Origin of the sequence: Acinetobacter sp. ABJ-A23_2 (assembly GCF_044538765.1) — a bacterium.
GTDB lineage: Bacteria > Pseudomonadota > Gammaproteobacteria > Pseudomonadales > Moraxellaceae > Acinetobacter > Acinetobacter nosocomialis_A.
In genome coordinates, this window is record NZ_JBIUCP010000009.1 from 1 (window position 1) to 19,991 (window position 19,991).

General features: G+C 39.6%; 19 protein-coding genes. 12 read left to right on the forward strand and 7 right to left on the reverse strand.

From position 1 onward, the window contains the following. Positions 1–617: 617 nt before the first annotated feature. The 6 genes from ACH63V_RS04920 (at position 618) to astE (ending at position 8,117) form a co-directional block, all read left to right on the forward strand. A complete protein-coding gene (locus ACH63V_RS04920) occupies positions 618–1,892 on the forward strand; it encodes a Glu/Leu/Phe/Val dehydrogenase (protein ID WP_134262440.1) in 1,275 nt (424 codons plus the stop codon). Between the two features lie 143 nt (positions 1,893–2,035). Further along, positions 2,036–3,250, forward strand: coding sequence for an aspartate aminotransferase family protein (locus tag ACH63V_RS04925; RefSeq protein WP_396462908.1), 1,215 nt, complete (start codon positions 2,036–2,038; stop codon positions 3,248–3,250). Between the two features lie 18 nt (positions 3,251–3,268). Then, positions 3,269–4,300: an arginine N-succinyltransferase gene (gene astA / locus ACH63V_RS04930; protein WP_396462909.1), complete on the forward strand. Its 1,032-nt coding sequence runs from the start codon at positions 3,269–3,271 to the stop codon at positions 4,298–4,300. Next, positions 4,300–5,769 carry a succinylglutamate-semialdehyde dehydrogenase gene (gene astD, locus ACH63V_RS04935; RefSeq protein WP_396462910.1) on the forward strand — a complete coding sequence of 490 codons (1,470 nt, stop codon included), beginning with the start codon at positions 4,300–4,302 and terminating at the stop codon, positions 5,767–5,769. The genes astA and astD overlap by 1 nt, the downstream gene beginning before the upstream one ends. Before the next feature lie 17 nt (positions 5,770–5,786). Next, on the forward strand, positions 5,787–7,130 hold the full coding sequence (gene astB / locus ACH63V_RS04940) for an N-succinylarginine dihydrolase (protein WP_396462911.1): 1,344 nt from the start codon (positions 5,787–5,789) through the stop codon (positions 7,128–7,130). A 12-nt stretch (positions 7,131–7,142) separates the two neighbouring features. Then, a complete protein-coding gene (astE, locus tag ACH63V_RS04945) occupies positions 7,143–8,117 on the forward strand; it encodes a succinylglutamate desuccinylase (protein WP_396462912.1) in 975 nt (324 codons plus the stop codon). A 58-nt stretch (positions 8,118–8,175) separates the two neighbouring features. Here astE and ACH63V_RS04950 read toward each other — a convergent pair whose 3' ends face one another. Continuing rightward, a complete protein-coding gene (locus ACH63V_RS04950; protein WP_396462913.1) occupies positions 8,176–8,910 on the reverse strand; it encodes a hypothetical protein in 735 nt (244 codons plus the stop codon). A gap of 581 nt (positions 8,911–9,491) precedes the next feature. Between ACH63V_RS04950 and ACH63V_RS04955 the strand changes: the two genes are divergently transcribed. Further along, complete coding sequence (locus ACH63V_RS04955) at positions 9,492–9,800, forward strand: hypothetical protein (RefSeq protein ID WP_031945722.1); 309 nt, start codon at positions 9,492–9,494, stop codon at positions 9,798–9,800. Between the two features lie 35 nt (positions 9,801–9,835). After that, on the forward strand, positions 9,836–11,167 hold the full coding sequence (locus tag ACH63V_RS04960; protein WP_311069768.1) for a S8 family serine peptidase: 1,332 nt from the start codon (positions 9,836–9,838) through the stop codon (positions 11,165–11,167). A 99-nt stretch (positions 11,168–11,266) separates the two neighbouring features. Here ACH63V_RS04960 and ACH63V_RS04965 read toward each other — a convergent pair whose 3' ends face one another. From ACH63V_RS04965 to ACH63V_RS04975, 3 genes are all read right to left on the reverse strand, one after another. After that, entirely contained in the window at positions 11,267–11,698 is a 432-nt protein-coding gene (locus ACH63V_RS04965) for a hypothetical protein (protein WP_396462914.1), read from the reverse strand. Between the two features lie 95 nt (positions 11,699–11,793). After that, the gene (locus ACH63V_RS04970; RefSeq protein ID WP_263614683.1) at positions 11,794–12,213 is read right to left on the reverse strand and encodes a hypothetical protein; all 420 of its coding nucleotides are present in this window, start codon (positions 12,211–12,213) and stop codon (positions 11,794–11,796) included. A 146-nt stretch (positions 12,214–12,359) separates the two neighbouring features. Then, the gene (locus ACH63V_RS04975; protein WP_396462915.1) at positions 12,360–13,226 is read right to left on the reverse strand and encodes a LysR family transcriptional regulator; all 867 of its coding nucleotides are present in this window, start codon (positions 13,224–13,226) and stop codon (positions 12,360–12,362) included. A 108-nt stretch (positions 13,227–13,334) separates the two neighbouring features. Here ACH63V_RS04975 and ACH63V_RS04980 point away from each other — a divergent pair, with 108 nt between their 5' ends. After that, the gene (locus ACH63V_RS04980) at positions 13,335–14,237 is read left to right on the forward strand and encodes a DMT family transporter (RefSeq protein WP_396462916.1); all 903 of its coding nucleotides are present in this window, start codon (positions 13,335–13,337) and stop codon (positions 14,235–14,237) included. A gap of 36 nt (positions 14,238–14,273) precedes the next feature. After that, positions 14,274–14,558 (forward strand): YciI family protein, encoded by a 285-nt coding sequence (locus tag ACH63V_RS04985; RefSeq protein WP_016142940.1) that lies wholly within the window; start codon positions 14,274–14,276, stop codon positions 14,556–14,558. A gap of 51 nt (positions 14,559–14,609) precedes the next feature. Here ACH63V_RS04985 and glyS read toward each other — a convergent pair whose 3' ends face one another. The 3 genes from glyS to ACH63V_RS05000 all read right to left on the reverse strand — a co-directional run bounded on the left by glyS (position 14,610) and on the right by ACH63V_RS05000 (position 18,171). Next, positions 14,610–16,679 carry a glycine--tRNA ligase subunit beta gene (gene glyS / locus ACH63V_RS04990; protein WP_396462917.1) on the reverse strand — a complete coding sequence of 690 codons (2,070 nt, stop codon included), beginning with the start codon at positions 16,677–16,679 and terminating at the stop codon, positions 14,610–14,612. Continuing rightward, a complete protein-coding gene (gene glyQ / locus ACH63V_RS04995) occupies positions 16,679–17,656 on the reverse strand; it encodes a glycine--tRNA ligase subunit alpha (protein ID WP_002044989.1) in 978 nt (325 codons plus the stop codon). The genes glyS and glyQ overlap by 1 nt, the downstream gene beginning before the upstream one ends. Before the next feature lie 89 nt (positions 17,657–17,745). Next, the gene (locus ACH63V_RS05000) at positions 17,746–18,171 is read right to left on the reverse strand and encodes a hypothetical protein (RefSeq protein WP_396462918.1); all 426 of its coding nucleotides are present in this window, start codon (positions 18,169–18,171) and stop codon (positions 17,746–17,748) included. Between the two features lie 29 nt (positions 18,172–18,200). Between ACH63V_RS05000 and ACH63V_RS05005 the strand changes: the two genes are divergently transcribed. Beyond that, the gene (locus ACH63V_RS05005; protein ID WP_396462919.1) at positions 18,201–18,617 is read left to right on the forward strand and encodes a lysozyme inhibitor LprI family protein; all 417 of its coding nucleotides are present in this window, start codon (positions 18,201–18,203) and stop codon (positions 18,615–18,617) included. 109 nt (positions 18,618–18,726) lie between these two features. Then, complete coding sequence (locus tag ACH63V_RS05010) at positions 18,727–19,989, forward strand: putative DNA modification/repair radical SAM protein (protein WP_343568770.1); 1,263 nt, start codon at positions 18,727–18,729, stop codon at positions 19,987–19,989. Positions 19,990–19,991: the final 2 nt, after the last annotated feature.

The following is a 19,991-nucleotide window of genomic DNA, read 5'->3' on the forward strand; positions in this document are numbered from 1 at the left end:
GCTTAAGGTTTTTTTAGGCTCAGTTACTTTTTTATTATAAAATTTAGAGAAAATTGATTATTTTTTCTCTGCTTGTTTATTTTAAAATGTTCTAAATTACCTTGCGCTGTGCTATATTTACTTAAAGATTTTATGTCTATATGAAAGCATGATTAACCAGCTTGAGTAGTGACGTGAAGCTTGCAGTATTAGTGAACAATTTTTATTTAAAAAGACTAATGGAGGGATCTATCGATTAGTCAAAAATAATTTTATGGACTTATGGTTTTTTCGTTTTATGAACCCTAGTTCTTTTTAACTCCCAAACGGTTATATCACCTCTTTTGTACTTATTTACGATCGACTTGTTTGAGTTGATTGCGGTGGAACTTTTGCTTTTATAAAGACGTTTTTATAAACAGCAGATGAGGCAAAAGAAAGATTGTAAAAGATATCGATATATAAAAGTAAATCGTACTTTTGATATCACAAGATGGAATTTAAAAGGTCTGAAGCTTTAGAAGAGCTGAAGATTTTATAAATAAATCAAGACATTGTTATTGCAAGGTTTTGGTTGCTGAATAATAAAGACTGCGGATTTATCACATCTGAGTCTGTATAGGTAAATAGGAAAAAAGATGTCAGATCTTTCATACGTAAACGAACACAGCGATGCATGGCAAACTTACTTGGCACAAATTGACCGTGTTGCTCCGTACTTAGACCACTTAGCTGAGTTTATCGACACTTTAAAACGTCCAAAGCGTGCGCTTATTGTTGACGTGCCAATCGTGATGGATGACGGTTCTATTCAGCACTTTGAAGGCTACCGTGTACAACACAACTTGTCTCGTGGTCCTGGTAAAGGTGGTGTACGTTACCATCCAAACGTTGATTTAAATGAAGTGATGGCGTTATCTGCATGGATGACAATTAAAACTGCTGTTTTGAACTTACCATTTGGTGGTGCAAAAGGTGGTATCCGTGTTGACCCACGTAAACTTTCAAATCGTGAATTAGAGCGTTTAACTCGCCGTTATACGACTGAAATCGGTCATATTATCGGGCCTCAAAAAGATATCCCAGCTCCAGACGTTGGTACAAATGCCAATATCATGGGTTGGATGATGGATACTTATTCTACTAGCCAAGGTTATACAGTAACTGGTGTTGTAACTGGTAAGCCAGTTCACTTAGGTGGTTCTTTAGGTCGTGTTAAAGCGACTGGTCGCGGTGTATTCGTTACAGGTCGCGAAGTAGCTGCAAAAATCAATTTACCAATTGAAGGCGCGAAAATCGCTGTTCAAGGTTTTGGTAACGTAGGTAGTGAAGCTGCTTTCTTGTTTGTTGAATCAAAAGCAAAAATCACTCACGTTCAAGATCACACTGGCACAATTTTCAATGCTGACGGTATTGATCTTGTTGCATTACGTGAACACGTAAATGCAAACCAAGGTGGTGTTGGTGGTTTCGCTGGCGCGCAAGCAATTGCTGATGAAGATTTCTGGACTGCAGATGTAGACATCATTATTCCTGCTGCGTTAGAAGGTCAAATCACAGTTGAACGTGCTGAAAAAATTAAAGCTAAGTTGATTTTAGAAGGCGCGAACGGCCCGACTTATCCTAAAGCTGAAGATATTTTAGTTGAGCGTGGCATTGTTGTGGTTCCTGATGTGGTATGTAACGCCGGCGGTGTAACTGTAAGTTACTTCGAATGGGTTCAAGACATGGCGAGCTACTTCTGGACCGAAGAAGAAATCAACGAGCGTTTAGACAAGTTGATGGTTCAAGCTATGCATGACGTTTGGAATACAGCAAACAGCAATGCTTGTACTTTACGTACAGCAGCTTACATCTTGGCATGTGAGCGTATCTTAAAAGCTCGTAAAGAACGCGGTATTTTCCCAGGCTAATCTGAGGAAATTACCTTTTAGGAAAAGTGGGCTGAGCAAATATAAAGGATGTATAGGGTTATTTGTTCAGTCCCTTTTTCTAAATAAATTAAATGAAAGACAGTAAGACAGATTAAATAAATTAAATAGATACTGAGGTAAGCATGGAACAGCCAATTTCTGTAACTCGAAGCAACTTTAATGACTGGATGGTTCCAGTTTTTGCACCGGCAAATTTCATTCCGGTACGTGGTGAAGGTTCACGTATTTGGGATCAAGAAAATAAAGAATATATCGATTTTGCAGGCGGGATTGCAGTAAACGCATTAGGTCATGCGCATCCAGTGGCAGTAAATGCATTAACAGAACAAGCTACAAAACTTTGGCATGTAGGTAACGGTTATACCAATGAACCTGTTCTACGCCTTGCTAAACAACTCACCGAAAATACATTTGCAGACAAAGTATTCTTCTGTAACTCAGGTGCAGAAGCGAATGAAGCAGCATTAAAGCTTGCTCGTAAAGTTGGACTCGACAGCGGTGTTGCGGGTAAAAGTGGCATTGTGGCATTTAATAATGCTTTCCACGGCCGTACATTATTTACCGTTTCAGCAGGTGGTCAACCTAAATATTCACAAGACTTCGCACCACTTCCAAACGGCATTAGCCATGTTGCTTACAATGATTTAGAAGCTGCCAAAGCAGTCATTAACGAACAAACATGTGCCGTGATTGTTGAACCGATCCAAGGCGAAGGCGGTGTTATCCCTGCTGACATCGAATTTTTAAAAGGTTTACGTGCACTGTGTGATGAGTTTGGTGCCTTACTTATTTTTGATGAAGTGCAAACAGGTGTAGGCCGTACAGGTTCACTTTATGCCTACATGAACTATGGTGTTACACCAGATGTACTCACTACTGCAAAAGCATTGGGCGGTGGTTTTCCAGTGGGTGCAATGTTAACAACTGATAAATTTGCGCCGCATTTTTCAGTGGGTACACACGGTACAACTTATGGTGGTAATCCGTTAGCAAGTGCGGTTGCTGGTGCTGTATTCGAGTTTATTAATACGCCAGAAGTACTTGAAGGTGTAAAACACCGTCATCAATATTTCCTTGATGCATTAAATACTTTAAATGCTGAATATCAAGTTTTTGATGAAATTCGTGGTCAAGGTTTATTGATTGGCTGTGTATTAAAAGCTGAATATGCAGGTAAAGCAAAAGACATTACAACTTGGGCAGGCGAAGAAGGACTACTCGCTTTAATCGCAGGACCAAACGTGGTTCGTTTTACTCCTTCTCTGATTATTCCTGAACAAGATATTGATGAAGGAATTGCTCGTTTAAAAAGAGCTTTGGCAAAGTTGGCTAAATAAAAAAAAGGAAAGCTAGCCATGATGATTGTCCGTCATGCCGAGTTTCGAGACCTTGAAGATATTTATAAATTAGCAGGTAAGTCAGGTGTTGGCCTGACTTCCTTGCCACAAAATATGGATACGCTTTCGGCTCGAATTTCACGTACTCGCAATACTTTAAATGGTAATGTTCATAAGAGCGAACAAGGTTATTTGTTTGTTCTTGAAGATACAGAAGCTCAACGTGTTATTGGGGTGAGTGCAATTGAAGTTGCTGTAGGTTTAATCGAACCTTGGTACAACTTTCATGTGGGAACACAAGTACACGCTTCAAAAGCATTAAATGTCTATAAAGCATTACCGACTCTATTTTTAAGTAATGACAGAACAGGAAGTAGTGAGCTCTGTACATTATTTTTAGATCCGGAACGTCGTGAGAACCAAAACGGTAAATTCTTATCAAAAATCCGTTTTATGTTTATCGCAGCATTTAAGCAATATTTTGAGAAAAAACTCATTGCTGAAATGCGTGGTTTCTCTGATGAAAATGGATGCTCGCCTTTCTGGGATGCGATTGGACACCATTTCTTCAATATGGATTTCTCCACAGCAGACTATTTAAGTGGAATTGGTCAAAAAGTTTTTATTGCGGAACTTATGCCACGTTTTCCAGTTTATGTAGACCTCTTGCCAAAAGACGCGCAAGAAGTAATTGGAAAAATGCATCCACATACTTTGCCTGCTTATCATGTGCTTGAGTCAGAAGGTTTACGTTATCAAGGATATGTCGATATTTTTGATGCGGGCCCAACCATTGAAGCCAATATTGATGAGTTACGTGCAGTTAAAGAAAGCCAATTTTTAACAGTCAAAATTACAAATGAAGCAACAGTAGGTAAAACACAATACCTTGTTGCCAATGATAATTATCACGACTATCGAGCTATGTTAATGAAGCTTGATCTCGTAGATAGCACTCTAAATTTAACCCATGAACAAGCTGAAAAACTCGGCGTACAAGAAGGTCACGCTGTTCGTGTGTTATCACTAAATCCTATGGAAGTATCCTGATGTCAAACTCTTTATTTATAAACGGTGTCTGGTTACAAGGCAGCGGTACAACATTTGTAAAAACAAATCCGGTTGATAACCAAACTGTATGGTCTGGTACTGAAGCTACAGCTAGTGATGTTGAGAAAGCTTGCCAAGCGGCACGTACAGCATTTCCTGCATGGGCACGCTTACCTTTTGCTGAGCGCGTAGCGATTGTAGAAAAGTTTGCAAAGCTGCTTGAAGAAAATAAAAAACATTTAGCAGAAGTCATTAGCCAAGAAACCAGTAAACCTTTTTGGGAAACGTTAACTGAAGTTCAGTCAATGGTTGGCAAAGTTGCGATTTCGATTCGTGCTTATCACCAACGTACCGGTGAAAGCTCAACTGAAATGGCAGATGGTGTAGCATCGTTACGTCACCGTCCACATGGTGTACTTGCAGTTTTTGGTCCATATAACTTCCCGGGCCATTTACCAAATGGACATATTGTTCCTGCATTGCTTGCGGGCAACACAGTTGTATTTAAACCAAGTGAGTTAACACCTTGGACTGCTGAAGAAACTGTAAAACTTTGGCAACAAGCAGGTTTGCCAAATGGCGTAATGAACTTAGTTCAAGGTGGCCGTACTACTGGTGAAGCTTTGGCGGCTTCCCATGAAATTGATGGTCTATTGTTTACTGGAAGTGCAAACACTGGTTATCACTTGCATAAGCAAATGGCGGGTGCACCTGAAAAAATTCTTGCGCTTGAAATGGGCGGCAATAATGCATTGATTATTGATGAAATTGTTGATGTCGATGCAGTAGTTAATCTTGCTATTCAATCTGCTTTTGTTTCGGCAGGTCAGCGTTGTACATGTGCACGCCGTATCTTAGTCAAAAATGGTGCTGAAGGTGATGCATTTATTCAACGTTTTGTTGAAGTGGCTAAAAACCTGAAAGTAGGCCGCTGGAACGACGAACAACAACCATTTATGGGTGGTGTGATTTCATCAGTTGCTGCAACAAACATGATGAATGCTCAGCAAAAGTTACTTGAGCTTGGTGCCAAAAGCTTATTGCCAATGACGCGTCCTCAAGAAGACAGCTCGCTACTTACTCCAGGTATTGTTGATGTAACAGGTGTGGCTGGTATTCCAGATGAAGAATATTTCGGTCCGCTTACTACCATTCAACGTTATGACAGCTTTGATGAAGCATTGAAAATTGCTAATGCAACTCGTTTTGGTTTGTCTGTTGGTTTGGTTTCTCCAAAACGTGAACTCTTTGATGACTTACTGATTGAAGCACGTGCCGGTATTGTAAACTGGAACAAACCATTAACAGGCGCTTCAAGTGCTGCGCCATTTGGTGGTGTTGGAGCTTCGGGTAACCACCGTGCAAGCGCGTTTTATGCTGCTGACTATTGTGCTTGGCCAATGGCTTCACTTGAAAGTGAAAGCTTAAGTTTGCCAGAAAAATTATCTCCAGGGATTGTGTTGCCTTAACACTAGGGAAAGAAAAAATGAAAGGATATGAAGTAAATTTCGATGGTTTAGTGGGTCCAACACATCACTATGCGGGTTTGTCTTTTGGTAATGAAGCATCAACCAAAAACCGTAATAACACCTCGAATCCAAAATTAGCAGCGAAACAAGGCTTATTAAAAATGAAAGCCTTGGCTGATATGGGAATGAAACAAGGTGTACTTGCTCCGCATGAACGTCCACATGTTCCAATGTTACGCCGTTTAGGTTTTACTGGAGATGACATTAGTGTTGTTGCTCAAGCAATGCGTTATTCACCAGAGCTATTGTCATCTTTAAGTTCAGCTTCTCCAATGTGGACTGCAAATGCTGCAACAGTTTCACCTTCGGCAGATAGCCAAGATGAACGCGTGCATTTTACAGCAGCGAACCTGAACAATAAGTTTCACCGTTCAATTGAAGCTGAAACAACGAGCCAAGTTTTACAAGCCATCTTTAAAAATGAACGTCACTTTGTACACCATGAAGCTTTACCACAAGTGGCTTTATTTGGTGACGAAGGTGCAGCAAATCACAATCGTTTAGGTGGTGATTATGCTAAGCGCGGTGTTCAGGTTTTTGTTTATGGTCAACAACATTTAAATAATGGCTTACCGGGACCAAAACGTTATCCAGCACGTCAGACGCGTGAAGCAAGTGAAGCAATTGCACGTTTACATCGTTTAGATGATGCTCATACTGTTTTTGTTCAACAAAATCCTGATGTGATTGATCAAGGCGTTTTCCATAACGATGTGATCGCGGTAAGTAACCAGCAAGTTCTATTCCACCATCAACACGCTTTCTTAAATCAAGATCAAGCTTTTGCTGAAATTCGTCAAAAAATGGCAAGCATTGGTGAAGATTTTATTTCGATTGAAGTGCCTGAAAGCCGCGTTACGGTAGACGATGCTGTGGCTACTTATTTATTTAATAGCCAGATTTTGACTCGCCCTGATGGTGGTATGACCATTGTTGTACCGGAAGAGTCTCGCCAAAATGCTGCAGTGTGGAGCTATTTGAACGATATGATTCAAATGGGTACACCAATTGATGCAATTCAGGTTTATGACCTACGTGAAAGTATGCGTAATGGTGGTGGACCAGCATGTTTACGCTTGCGTGTAGCTTTAAATGAAACTGAATTAAATGCTGTAAATCCAAAAGTCCTCATGAATGATCAGTTGTTTGGCACACTCAATCAATGGGTAGATAAACACTATCGTGATCGTTTAGCTCAAGAAGATTTGGCAGATCCGCACCTACTTATGGAAAGCCGTATGGCGCTTGATGAACTCACCAAAATTTTAGGTTTGGGTTCGGTTTATCCTTTCCAAAAATAATGAGGAGGTGACATGCAAGATTTTCTAGCATTAACCTTACAAGGTGAGCAGCCTACAGTACGCGAGGGAAAACAAGAAAATTTTTCTTGGCGTTGGTTAGGTGAGGGACTTCTTGAATGTACGCCATATGTACAGTACGACAAAGCTGTCGTACTGTCAGCTGGGGTACATGGTAATGAAACAGCACCAATTGAGTTGTTGTCTCAACTTTGCACCGATTTGTTTGCAGGACGTTTAAACCTTGCTGTGAGGTTGCTGCTTGTGTTGGGTAACCCTTATGCAATGCGTCAAGGTAAGCGTTATGTGCATGATGATGTAAACCGAATGTTTTGTGGTGGATATAAAACTCTACCCGTGACTGAGGAATCTAAGCGAGCTGAGGTTTTGGAACACGCAGTTGCCACTTTCTTTCAGGAAAGTGCGAGTGATGCTAAGCGCTATCACTATGATTTGCATACGGCAATTCGGGCTTCATTATTACCAACCTTTGCTTTATTGCCTTATCAAACCCATGACTACGATGCTGATTTGATAGCAAGTCTTGATGCTGCTGATTTAGATGCTTTGGTTTATCACCGCGCTGCAGGTAAAACCTTCACACATTTTACCAGTGAGAGCTTTAAAGCTGCGAGTGCCACCTTGGAGTTGGGTAAAGCCTTGCCATTTGGACAAAATGACTTGAGCCAGTTTGCTGCAATTGATGAAGTCATTCGCAATGTGGTTTCTGAACAAGCTTTACCGATGCGGCATAAATCGAAAATTCGAGTGTTTCAGGTATCTGACTCTTTAATTAAAAAAGATGAGGATTTCCAAATGAACTTATCGGCTGAGGCTCCGAACTTTTCGACATTTACCCAAGGTGAAATCATTGCGATGCAACCTTCGGGTAATTATGTAGTTGAGCAAGAGCAGGTCTGGATTTTATTTCCAAACCCAAATGTGAAGATCGGTTTACGTGCAGGCTTGGTTTTAACTGAAACACGCTAAATAACTTTTAGATAAATAAAAAAGGGCAATAAATTGCCCTTTTTTTATTGATAACTGATTAGTTAGTACCGAGAAGACCTTTAACGAAAGATTTCTTTTCAGTTTTTTGTGTAGAACCTTGAGCACCTGCATTTACGTTGGCATTTGCACTAATTCCAACTGGAGCAACATTAACACCAACGTTTACACCTGTTTGAGCGTTAACTGCATGAGCTGGTTGAGCTGCATTTAATTGTGCTTGAGCATCTGCTTTAGTGCCAGCAACAAATTCTTTTTGCTCTGCTTGGTTTTGAGCTACGCGGGCTTTAACCGCATCTACACGTGCTTGAGCATCAGCTTGTTTTTCAGCAGTAAATTCTTTTTGTTCAGCTTGTTTTTCTGCAACTTTAGTTTTTACTGCATCAAGATGCGCTTTTGTATCAGCTTTAGCTTCAACTGCTAAGTTTTTAGTACCCGTTGCGGCTTTAGTCGCTAAATTTTTTGTTCCTGTTGCTGCTTCAGTAGCAAAATGTTTAGTGCCTGTTACAGCATCAGAAGAAAGTTCAGTCACTTTACCTGTTGTTTTTTTAGTTGCTTTAACTGTAGTGTCAGCCGCTACATGACCAGCATGTTTTGCAGTATGGCCTACAGTGTGAGCAGTATTTTTGACTGTATTGGCTACGCCACTAACAAGCCCACCTGGTTGTACATTAACTTGGGCAGAGGCACCTGCATTAACGCCCGCACTTTGTGCAAAAATAGAGGCAGAAGCAAGAACACTTGCAGTCACGATAGCTGTTTTCATCATTTTCATTGCGATATCCTTCAAAGAATATACCCTTTAGTGAGGTATTTCATAAACGCAATCGCATCATAGTCAAACCTTGATTCGCTTGGGAATCACCTTCATCAAAACGTTACAACAGCATTACAGTCAATAAACACATAAGGGAGAAATTGTGGAGAAAGAAAAATATTAATAATAAAGTGAAATAGATATCGATATTTTATGATTTAAAACCAGCAAAATATTTCCTCTCTTTTTGTTCTCTGAAATAAAAACAATTAAAAGCATTCAACATAACCATTTTTCTATATCTCTAAAGATGATTCTTTTTTCATTTTTTATTGGAGTTAACGGCATAGTTATTGCTTATTATGAGAATAGGGTGCTTTTTGGCGCTTTTTTGAACCATATTCTGCCAGAAATATAAATGTACAGGGCAGAACTGTATTTTTGCTTATTCGGGAAAAGGTGGTTTCGCTTTTCTCATGTTTATATATTTCAAGAAATAGAAATTTCACATGAAATATATCTAAAGAAATAGCGCCTTATTTCGAATAATCAAAAATAAATATAGATGTCTATAAACAAAAAAACAGAGATCTTAAATGATGAAAATTATTGCTTCCCTTTTCATATTGGTCGGCTTAGTCGCCGTTGTTCTTTATTTTAAGCCAACAAGCGGTGCATCTGAGGTGTTCAATTCTGCTTTACATAAGCCGAATTCATCACAACCAGACACTTCATCTTTACTTTCTAAACTTAAGGAGCCTGCTCAACCTAAAAACGTATCTTTAAATTCGACTCAACCCAGCCCGGTATCAGCAGATACTGTTCCTTTTTATGACACAAAAAGTGATCTTTCTATTCAACCGATTGATCCAGAAAAAGATCCAGCAAATGAAATAAAAGCGAAATAAGTAAATTGTTAGTCGAAAGACTACGGAGAAAAATAATGCAAAGTAAAACGTTATTTCTATTAGGTCTATGTACGATCTTAAGTACGACTGCATCTGCTCTTCCTTTGGACTCTAAAGGTGCTAAACAGCAGTTAAATCAGGCAGCAAAACAAAAAGTATTTCAGGGTAAAATTGATTTAGATGCTTTGGTCACCAATGATTCTAATGACCTTATCGTTGAATACAATATCCCTTCGGAAAGTGTAGCTTCAGGTTTGGAGCGGCGAAGTTATATTGCTGCAAATAAAAAGAATATACAGTCGAGGTTTAATCGTGGTGTAGGGGTACAAGTACTTCGGGACTACAATAATTTGCCTTTAGCTTTTTATCGAATTAGTAATAGAGAAGCTTTAGTTGATTTACTTAACGATCCGAACGTTAAGGCTGTATATCCAAACCGAATTAATCAACCTACGACGATGGAAAGTCTGCCTTTAATTAATCAGCCTCAGGCCAATACTAAAGGTTTCAACGGAACTGGCTCTAGTGTTGCTGTGCTGGATACAGGGGTAAATTATTTGCATTCGGATTTTGGCTGTACGGCGGTGAATACACCTTCAAGTACATGCCGTGTCGTTTATTCATTTGATAGTGCTCCAGATGATGGCTCACTTGACGATAATGGTCATGGTAGTAATGTTTCAGCGATTGTGTCTAAAGTTGCTACCAAAACAAAAATTATTGGAATAGACGTTTTTCGATCAGGTTCAGCTTATGATAGTGATATCATTGCGGGCATTAACTGGGCAGTAAATAACGCTAAAACATACAATATTAAAGCGATAAATTTGAGCCTTGGTGTTCCTGGTGTTAAATACAAATCTGAATGTAGTAATAGTAGTTATGGAACAGCATTTGCAAATGCGCGAGCTGCTGGAGTAGTCCCAGTAGTTGCAACTGGTAATGATGCATTCCCTGATGGTATTTCTTCACCTGCTTGTGTTGCTGGAGCGGTAAGAGTAGGTGCTGTATATGACAGTAATATTGGTGGTGTGTCATGGGGGAACCCAGTGAAATGTTCTGACCCAACCACGGCAGCGGACAAGGTGGCATGCTTTAGTAATGGGGGCAGCCTTGTGACTTTATTGGCACCAGGAGCAATGATTACTGCGGGTGGCTATACCATGGGAGGCACTTCTCAGGCGACACCACATGTGGCTGGCGCAATTGCATTATTAAGAGCAAACAGTGTTACACCAACTGAAACTATCGATCAGACCATTAACCGTTTAAAAACCACGGGTAAACCTATTACTGACTCAAGAACGGGCTTAGTTTTCCCACGTATTGATTTACTGGCGGCAACCAATGGTTTAACCGTTAACTAAATAGCATATTTATAATTTTTTATTAGGTCCAAGAAATTTAAAATGGCTATGGCTCGTTGCAAAAGATTACTTCTGCAACGAGTTTTTTTTGGAAAATTTTTAATCACATTTTTCTAAATTGGCTTTACTAAAGTTGCTCTGGAGCTTTTTAAAATTATTTTGAATTGCTGGATCTTGAATATTAAACGTGGTTGAGCTTTTTGTTGTCGAGTTGGTGGCTTGACTTAATATGCCGGAAGAATCTGGATATTGCTCTGTAAATGATTGAGCTGAAATCAGGCCTTTATTGTTAAAAATCCAGTGCTCAGTCACTTGGCCTCCACCTAAATAACCCGTAAATTCAATCATGCAAGCTTGTTTATCGTGTTTAATAAGTTTGGCTACATTGCCGGTGGTGGTTGGATAAGCTTCAATATTTGTATCTTGTTCTAAAACTTGTGCCTGAGAATAAGAAGAAACAGATTTGGTGGTCGCACATGCAGTTAATGCTACACAGCATAGTGTTGAAAAGAGAAGTTTTTGACTATTCATAAGGCAGATTCCTAGCTCTTTGTGGTGGGTGTATTTCTTTTTCAAAGTATATATTTTTGAAAAGCGCGACATGATCGCGCTCCTCAAACCCAATTTTAATTGGTCGTCGTGCTAGATTTGCTTAACTCACCTTGTTCTATCGGTATGTTTTCACCATTTCGACTACTGGTAATATTTTGTTTGGCTTGCTCTATTTTCTGTTCAGTAAAGACTTTTGCGGTATCTGCTTTTTGTTGAACGACTTCTGCTTTTTCAGCTGTAAATTCTTTGGTGTTTTTCCATTTTTCACTAATTTTATTCGAAGTTTTTTCTGAAGCCCCTTGAATAGAGTCTCCTAAATTTTGTATGCCTTTTCCTGTTTTATATAACAGGACACGTCCTAAACTTGGGTTATCACCATAAGGTTGAGTTTTAGATGTTGCTTCACTTACTTGTTGAGGCTGTGTTGTTTCAGCAAAAAGGGTTGATGAAGCCAATATAGAGCTTGCAACGCATAACACTTGTAAGGTTTTCATTTGGACCAATCTCCCCAATTACTTTAAAAGTTGAAGTGCTGATCTTACTGTTAAAAATAAACCTTGTGCAGCCATGAGATAAAACCCATACGATTTGATTACGAGAATTCATCATTTAATAGCAATAGACTTACTATTCCCAATATTCATAAATAAAATTCAGACTTAATTAACTCTATAAATGTATCTCTTGCTTTGTGGTTGCTCACATTTTTATGCCAGAAAAAGTGATTTTGCATAAAGGCAAGATGTTCAAACTTATAACTCTGAATATGCGCTAAATTTTTATATTGTTCATAAATACTCTTAGGCACTAACGCCACGCCAGAACCCGCACTCACACACCCAATAATGGTGGCATAACTGGTAATGCTGGTGATGGGAAGTGAAATATTCTTGAGTTTAAGCCAATCTTCGAGAGCTGCACGGTAAGGGCAGCCTTCAGTCCACATAAAAATTTCTTTACCAATCAGATCTTCTTGGCAATGAATTTCTCCCAAAGAATGGGACGCAATTAGGACCATGTCTTCTTGATAAATACTGAGTTTATTAAGCATCGGGAACTCAATATTGCCTGCGACAATTGCACCATCAAGTTTGTGCTGAGAAATATCGACTAATAGCTGTTTCCATGTGCCAGTAATAATTTGAATGGAAACTTCTGGATAACGTTGATGATATTTCGCAAGTAAGCTAGGCAGACGAGTTGTGGCAGACGATTCAATAGCTCCAATTTTTAATGGGCCAGAAGGTGGGGCATTAGGATGAATACTTCGTTTGGCTTCATCACAGAGCGCTAAAATTTTACGGCAATAATCGAGAAAGATTTCTCCAGATGGCGTGAGCTTTAAGCTTTTTCCTTCACGATAAAACAGCGGTGCACCGAGTTCTTCTTCAAGTTGTTTAATGCGTGTTGTGATATTGGAGGGTACACAATGTAGTTGCATTGATGCCTTAGCCATGGTGCCGCATTCAACCACGGTTTGAAACATTTTTAACTGGGCGATATCCATATTTTATCATTCACTTTTAATGAATATTTAACTCAATATAAGTTAATTTTATTCAACTATCCATGTGCATATGATGAAAGAGTTCCATTTCATTAGTGCAGATTTAACATGGCAATTTCTCTTGCTGCCGAAACCCAGCCTCCCGTATTTAAGCTCTATTTATGTATTGCTGTGACCGTCTTTTGTTGGGGCTATTCACCTATTGGTGTGCATAGTGCCTTGCACTCATATACACCGCAGCATATTGCCTTGCTCCGTTTTTTTATTGCATCGGTTTTTTTACTGCTTTTGGTCATGAAAAAAGGCATACAGCCTCTAAAGTGGAAACATGTTCCTGCACTTGGGGTCTTAGGATTTTTCTCTGTAACGTTGCATCATTTGCTGATCAATACAGGGCAGCAATATGTGACTGCGGTCGCATCTAGTATTTTGAGCCAATCCATTCCACTATTCACTTTTATTATTTCAGCTTTGCTTTTTAAAGAAAAAATCAGTTTTAAACAGTGGTTGTGTATTTTGCTGGGACTTTGCGGCGCCGTGTTGGTGGTTAGTGGAGATCATGGTTTTGGTGTGCCGAGCCCTTACAGTTTGTTGATTGTTTTAGCTGCAATTGCATGGGGGCTGTACTTTAATTTATATAAGAAATTTGCTTTAAATTATGATGCTTTGAGTATGATGTGCTACATCATTTGGTTCGGTACCATTCCTTTACTATTTTATAGTGCCCATTTACCGAATGAGATGTTACATGCTACTTGGCAAGCCAATATGTCAGTTGTCCTATTAGGTATTTTTCCAAGTGCAATGGCGTATGTGCTTTGGGGATATGTACTTAAAAATATGCCGTTAACGATTGCATCGAATTTTTTATATTGTTCGCCTATTGTCGCAATGAGTTTGGCAGTGCTTTTCTTAAATGAAAAACCATCAATTATGGTGCTGCTAGGTGGAGTAATTATTGTAGGGAGTTTGGTGTGGATGAATTGGGGGAATAGGCGTACTATCGAATAAGCATATGTAATGCGCTACTTGCTTTAAGAGAATGAGATGATTGTTGTTACCTTGACCTATAAAAAACCGTTAGCCGAAGTTGATGCTGTACTCAAAGAACATATTGCGTTTTTAGATCATTACTATGAGCAAAAGAAGTTTTTAGCGTCGGGCCGTCGAGAAAATAGAGTAGGTGGGGTGATTTTGGTTTTAAGCTCTTCGATTCAAGAAGCCGAAGAAATCATGAAAAATGATCCGTTTTATATTCATGATGTGGCCGATTATGATTTTATGTGGTTTGAGCCATCGAAAAGTTTAGAAGAAATTAAAGCATTTGTTTAACTAAAAAATAAAGGGATCTCTAAAAGATCCCTTTATTTAATAATGAGCTAATTAGCCCTGCAACACACTCACATCAGCCACAGCAGTAAACAAGTTACGTAACTGAGCCAATAAACGTAAACGGTTTGCTTTTAGGTCAGCATCATCTGCCATTACCATTACACCATCAAAGAATGCATCAATCGGCGCACGAAGTGCTGCAAGCTTAGAAAGGGCAGCAGTGTAGTCTTTTGCTGCAAGTAATGGTTCAACCGCAGGAGTCACTGCTTGAAGTTCGGCAAATAATGCTTTTTCAGCGTCTTCAACTAAGTTCGCTTCAACGACAGAACCTTCTGGTGTGGCTTCTTTTGCAAGAATATTAGCAACACGTTTGTTTGCAGCAGCAAGTGCAGCAGCTTCAGGTAATGTACGGAAGTGGTTAACAGCATTTACGCGCTTGTCAAAATCAAGTGGAGACTTCGGTGCAAGTGCTTGAACTGCTTGAAGTACGTCAACAGCAACACCTTGGTCTTCGTACTTAGCACGGTAACGACCTTCCAAGAACGCAACAGCATCAGCGAGAGTCTTGTCATGGTCTTTAACGATATCGCCATAACCTTGAAGCGCAAGATTTACTAACTCTTCAATTGTTACATCTAATTCATTTTCAATGATTAAACGTAAAATACCAATTGCTGAACGACGAAGTGCAAACGGGTCTTTAGAACCTGTAGGCGCTTGTCCAATACCGAAAATACCAACAAGCGTATCTAAACGGTCAGCAAGAGCAATCGTTGTACCTGTTTTAGTTTTAGGTAAAACATCACCCGCAAATTTTGGTAAATATTGCTCACCTAAAGCTTCTGAAACTTCAGTGTTTTCGCCTTCAATACGTGCGTAGTAAGTACCCGCAATACCTTGAAGTTCTGGGAACTCACCTACAAGCTCAGAGGTTAAGTCGCATTTAGCAAGTAATGCAGCTTTTTCAGCATCGGCTGTGTTTGCACCAGTAATTGAAGATAATGCAACAGCAAGTTTTGCAATACGTGTTGATTTGTCCCAAAGCGTACCAAGCTGTGCTTGGAATACCATATTTGCTAATTTTTCTTTACGAGATGCAAGCGGTTGCTTTTGATCTTGTAAGAAGAAGAATTCAGCATCAGACAAACGAGGACGAACAACTTTCTCGTTACCTTCAATAATTTGAGTTGGATCTTTAGACTCAATATTTGAAACAGTAATGAAGTAAGGCTGTAATTTGCCTTCCGCATTGATCAAACAGAAATACTTCTGGTTGTCTTGCATTGTCGTAATGAGAGCTTCTTGAGGAACAGCAAGGAAGCGCTCTTCAAAATTTGCACGAAGAGCAACTGGCCATTCAACCAAACTTGTTACTTCATCAAGTAAATCCGCTGGAACAATCGCAGTCGCGTTAACTTCATCAGCTAACTTTTTCACTTGTTCTTGAATAGTTGCTTGACGTTTTTCAAAGTTCGCAACAACGTAAGCTTTTTCTAAAGCAGCTAAGTAGTCATTTGCATGCGCTAAAGTCACTGCTTCAGGTGCATGGAAGCGGTGACCATAAGTCACATTGCCAGCTTTATGATCTTGAATAGTTGCGTCAACAATTTGGTCATCTTTAAGTAAGAGAACCCATTTCACTGGACGTACAAATTCGGTACGGCTTGCAGCAGAACGCATACGCTTAGCAATTGGTAAATTGTCTAACGCAGTTTGCAAAATCTGTGGAAGTAAAGCGTCAAGGCTTTGACCTTTTACATCTTTTAGATAGCAAACTTTTTCAACTTTACCTGCTTGGAAAGTAGAAAGCTGATCAACTGTAATGCCTTGACCACGCATAAAGCCTTCAAGTGCTTTAGTCGGTTTGCCTTCTGCATCGTAAGCTGCTTGAACAGCAGGGCCGTCAAAACGTTTTTGTGTATCAGCTTGAGCAGCATCGATATCAACAATTTTAAGCGCTAAACGACGTGGAGCAGCATAAGCTTCAACAGATGCGAAGTTTAAACCAGCTTCATTTAAGCCTTTTACCGTTTCTGCTTGTAGTGCATCACGTAACGTTTTTAAGCTTTTTGGTGGAAGCTCTTCACAGCCAAGTTCGAATAAAACAGTATGTTTGCTCATTAGTTTTTCTCCGCCTTTGCTGCTTCACTTTCAGCTTGTGCTTTTAACTGCGCCAATACTTCATCACGTAAGTGTGGTTCTGCCATTGGGAAGCCAAGCTCCGCACGTGCTTGTACATAACTTTGTGCAATAGCACGCGCTAAAGTACGTACACGTAAAATGTAACGTTGACGCTCAGTTACAGAAATTGCGCCACGTGCATCAAGCAAGTTAAAGGTATGAGACGCTTTAACCACTTGCTCATAAGCAGGAAGAGAAAGTTTTGCTTCAATTAAACGGTTTGCTTCTGACTCATAGAAGTCAAAGAGTTCAAATAATTTTTCAACTGGAGCGTATTCAAAGTTATAAGTCGATTGCTCAACTTCATTTTGATGGAATACGTCACCGTAAGTCACGGTACCGAATTGGCCTTTGGTCCAAACTAGGTCATAAACCGAGTCAACACCTTGAAGGTACATCGCAAGACGTTCTAAACCGTAAGTGATTTCACCTGTTACTGGATAACACTCAACGCCACCAACTTGTTGGAAGTAAGTGAACTGAGTCACTTCCATACCGTTGAGCCAAACTTCCCAACCTAAGCCCCAAGCCCCAAGAGTTGGAGATTCCCAGTTGTCTTCTACGAAACGAATGTCGTGAGTAAGCGTATCAATCCCGATCGCTTTTAAAGAATCGAGATAAAGCTGTTGGATATTGTCTGGGTTTGGCTTAAGTACCACTTGGAACTGGTAGTAGTGTTGCAAACGGTTCGGGTTTTCACCATAACGGCCATCTTTTGGACGACGTGAAGGTTGAACGTATGCCGCGTTCCAAGTCTCAGGCCCTAAAGCACGTAAGAATGTTGCGGTGTGGAATGTTCCAGCGCCCATTTCCATGTCGTAAGGTTGTAATACGACGCAGCCTTGTTCGGCCCAGTAGTTTTGTAGGGCAAGAATTAAACCCTGAAATGTATCAATATGCGAGATGGCGCGACTCATGTAGCATCCACGAATTTATGAGAAAAATTGCCCCTAAGTATAAGGATTTTGTGGGGGAGTGGCAAAGGCTTAATCAAAGGAATGCGCGATTAGCCTATTTGTTTTCGGCTTAGCCACTTCAAGCTTAACCAGTAGCAAAAGCTGGTAAATAAAATCATGAGATAAAAACTGTAGATCTTATAAATATCCCACCAAGGAGAAGGGAATGAACCGACAAAAAACAAACGTGCAATCGGGCTAATCAAAATCCAGATGACAGTTGCGCAGATAAAAATACTCATCAGATTTAAACGATTTTTACGAGCGAGAAAATAGGAAATGATATATGCAAAGGGAATAACCAGAAGGCCATAAAAAAGTAAATAAAATAAGAAGTGGGCTAGAAAAATAACTCCAATCGAATAAAGGCTAAATTCAGAATTTAATGTTATGACCCCTAAGGCAGATAAACTCAGCAATGGTATGGGTGCAAGCGCAAGTGCGTGAATAATCATTTTTTTGTTATATTGAAGCATATTAAAAATTATAGAACTGAGAAGAAGTTATGTTGAAATTTTGCTGCAAACTTATTGTTTTATCCAGCCTTTTCTGTAGTCCATGGCTTTACGCGCAAACCGAAACTGATGAGCAAGATGAATACAATCAATGTGTAGACCAGACCATTAAAGAAATGAAGCTTGAAAGTATTAATAATATGGTCGTGTATAGTTGTTCTGAACAAGCTAAAAAGACTTATGAAGAAAAAATTGTTGCTCTGATTGATCAAATTCGTGCACAAAGCGAAGAATACAAACAGCCACAACGTTACCAAGATATTTTAAAATCTCAGCGACTTTGGAAAGCCTATGTAGATCAGGAATGTAATAATGCAGGTTCATACATTGGCTCACCGATGTATTCATATTGCCCAATGCAAGAGTATGAAAAGCGTGTAAAGCAGCTTGAAGAATACGTTAATTAAGCTAGTTCATTTTAAACGTCATCTCATGACGCTGAGCGTACTTTACTAGATTAAATTTAAGAATGCGAAATGATATTTTTTAAACGATGCCACAAATGAGTCGTTTGATATGTCTGATCGCATTCGGGAAAAACTACAAATTCTTGCTGATGCTGCTAAATATGATGTGTCTTGTTCATCAAGTGGCAGTGACCGTAAAAACAAAGATAAAGGTCTAGGGGATGCCAGTCATTCGGGTATTTGTCATAGCTATACCGAAGATGGCCGCTGTGTATCTCTCTTAAAAATTCTATTTAGTAATGTTTGTATTTTTGACTGCGCCTATTGTGTTTCACGTCGCTCTAACGACGTCCAGCGTGCGGCATTTACGGTGCAAGAGGTCGTAGATTTAACCATTAATTTTTACCGCCGTAATTATATTGAAGGGTTATTTTTAAGCTCTGGTATTTTTAAATCGGCCGATCATACGATGGAGCGTATGCTCCAAGTGGTAAAAAAGTTACGTCTTGAAGAAAACTTTAATGGCTATATTCACCTAAAAACCATACCGGGAGCATCGCCTGAACTGATTCATGAAGCAGGTTTATATGCTGATCGTATGAGTATTAATTTAGAGATGCCAACAGAGATTGGGCTAAAAACTTTTGCACCAGAAAAATCACATCAAGAAGTACAGAAAGATTTAGGTTTAGTCCGTGACAGGCTCATTCAGCTTAAAGATGAACGCCAAATCATTAAGCATGTACCGAAATATGTACCAGCAGGGCAAACCACTCAAATGGTAGTGGGGGCCCATCAAGAGTCAGACCAAGATGTCTTGTTTATGGCAGACAAGCATTACAAAGAATTTAAACTCAAACGCGTCTATTTTTCGGGTTATATCCCAATTAATACTGAAAATAATTACTTGCCAGCAGTGGGTTCTGCGCCGCCGTTGCTTCGTGAAAATCGTCTCTATCAAAGTGACTGGCTGATGCGTTTTTATGGTTTTGAAGTCAATGAAATCGTCAATGAAAAACATCCTAATTTAGATCTTGATGTTGACCCTAAACTAAGCTGGGCATTAAGGCATCCTGAACAGTTTCCGGTAGATTTAAACCGTGCAGATTATCAAATGATTTTGCGTGTACCGGGCATTGGAGTGAAATCGGCCAAGAAAATTGTGCAGGCTCGCCGTTTTGGAAAAATCCATATCGATTTACTTAAAAAACTAGGCGTGGCTTACCAGCGTGCAAAATACTTTATTCGCTGTGAAGACAGTCCAAAATTCCAAAAGGAACTATCTTCTGGCTATATTCGACAGCAAATTTTAACGCAGGGATCTTCGAAATATGTGCAGCAACTCTCGCCACAATTAAGCCTTGGGTTTTAGCC

What these genes read in the sequence shown, in the direction of transcription:
- ACH63V_RS04920 (WP_134262440.1), top strand. Translation starts at nt 618, where the DNA reads ATGTCAGATCTTTCATACGTAAACGAACACAGCGATGCATGGCAAACT.
- ACH63V_RS04925 (WP_396462908.1), top strand. Translation starts at nt 2,036, where the DNA reads ATGGAACAGCCAATTTCTGTAACTCGAAGCAACTTTAATGACTGGATG.
- astA (WP_396462909.1), top strand. Translation starts at nt 3,269, where the DNA reads ATGATGATTGTCCGTCATGCCGAGTTTCGAGACCTTGAAGATATTTAT.
- astD (WP_396462910.1), top strand. Translation starts at nt 4,300, where the DNA reads ATGTCAAACTCTTTATTTATAAACGGTGTCTGGTTACAAGGCAGCGGT.
- astB (WP_396462911.1), top strand. Translation starts at nt 5,787, where the DNA reads ATGAAAGGATATGAAGTAAATTTCGATGGTTTAGTGGGTCCAACACAT.
- astE (WP_396462912.1), top strand. Translation starts at nt 7,143, where the DNA reads ATGCAAGATTTTCTAGCATTAACCTTACAAGGTGAGCAGCCTACAGTA.
- ACH63V_RS04950 (WP_396462913.1), bottom strand. Translation starts at nt 8,910, where the DNA reads ATGAAAATGATGAAAACAGCTATCGTGACTGCAAGTGTTCTTGCTTCT.
- ACH63V_RS04955 (WP_031945722.1), top strand. Translation starts at nt 9,492, where the DNA reads ATGAAAATTATTGCTTCCCTTTTCATATTGGTCGGCTTAGTCGCCGTT.
- ACH63V_RS04960 (WP_311069768.1), top strand. Translation starts at nt 9,836, where the DNA reads ATGCAAAGTAAAACGTTATTTCTATTAGGTCTATGTACGATCTTAAGT.
- ACH63V_RS04965 (WP_396462914.1), bottom strand. Translation starts at nt 11,698, where the DNA reads ATGAATAGTCAAAAACTTCTCTTTTCAACACTATGCTGTGTAGCATTA.
- ACH63V_RS04970 (WP_263614683.1), bottom strand. Translation starts at nt 12,213, where the DNA reads ATGAAAACCTTACAAGTGTTATGCGTTGCAAGCTCTATATTGGCTTCA.
- ACH63V_RS04975 (WP_396462915.1), bottom strand. Translation starts at nt 13,226, where the DNA reads ATGGATATCGCCCAGTTAAAAATGTTTCAAACCGTGGTTGAATGCGGC.
- ACH63V_RS04980 (WP_396462916.1), top strand. Translation starts at nt 13,335, where the DNA reads ATGGCAATTTCTCTTGCTGCCGAAACCCAGCCTCCCGTATTTAAGCTC.
- ACH63V_RS04985 (WP_016142940.1), top strand. Translation starts at nt 14,274, where the DNA reads ATGATTGTTGTTACCTTGACCTATAAAAAACCGTTAGCCGAAGTTGAT.
- glyS (WP_396462917.1), bottom strand. Translation starts at nt 16,679, where the DNA reads ATGAGCAAACATACTGTTTTATTCGAACTTGGCTGTGAAGAGCTTCCA.
- glyQ (WP_002044989.1), bottom strand. Translation starts at nt 17,656, where the DNA reads ATGAGTCGCGCCATCTCGCATATTGATACATTTCAGGGTTTAATTCTT.
- ACH63V_RS05000 (WP_396462918.1), bottom strand. Translation starts at nt 18,171, where the DNA reads ATGCTTCAATATAACAAAAAAATGATTATTCACGCACTTGCGCTTGCA.
- ACH63V_RS05005 (WP_396462919.1), top strand. Translation starts at nt 18,201, where the DNA reads ATGTTGAAATTTTGCTGCAAACTTATTGTTTTATCCAGCCTTTTCTGT.
- ACH63V_RS05010 (WP_343568770.1), top strand. Translation starts at nt 18,727, where the DNA reads ATGTCTGATCGCATTCGGGAAAAACTACAAATTCTTGCTGATGCTGCT.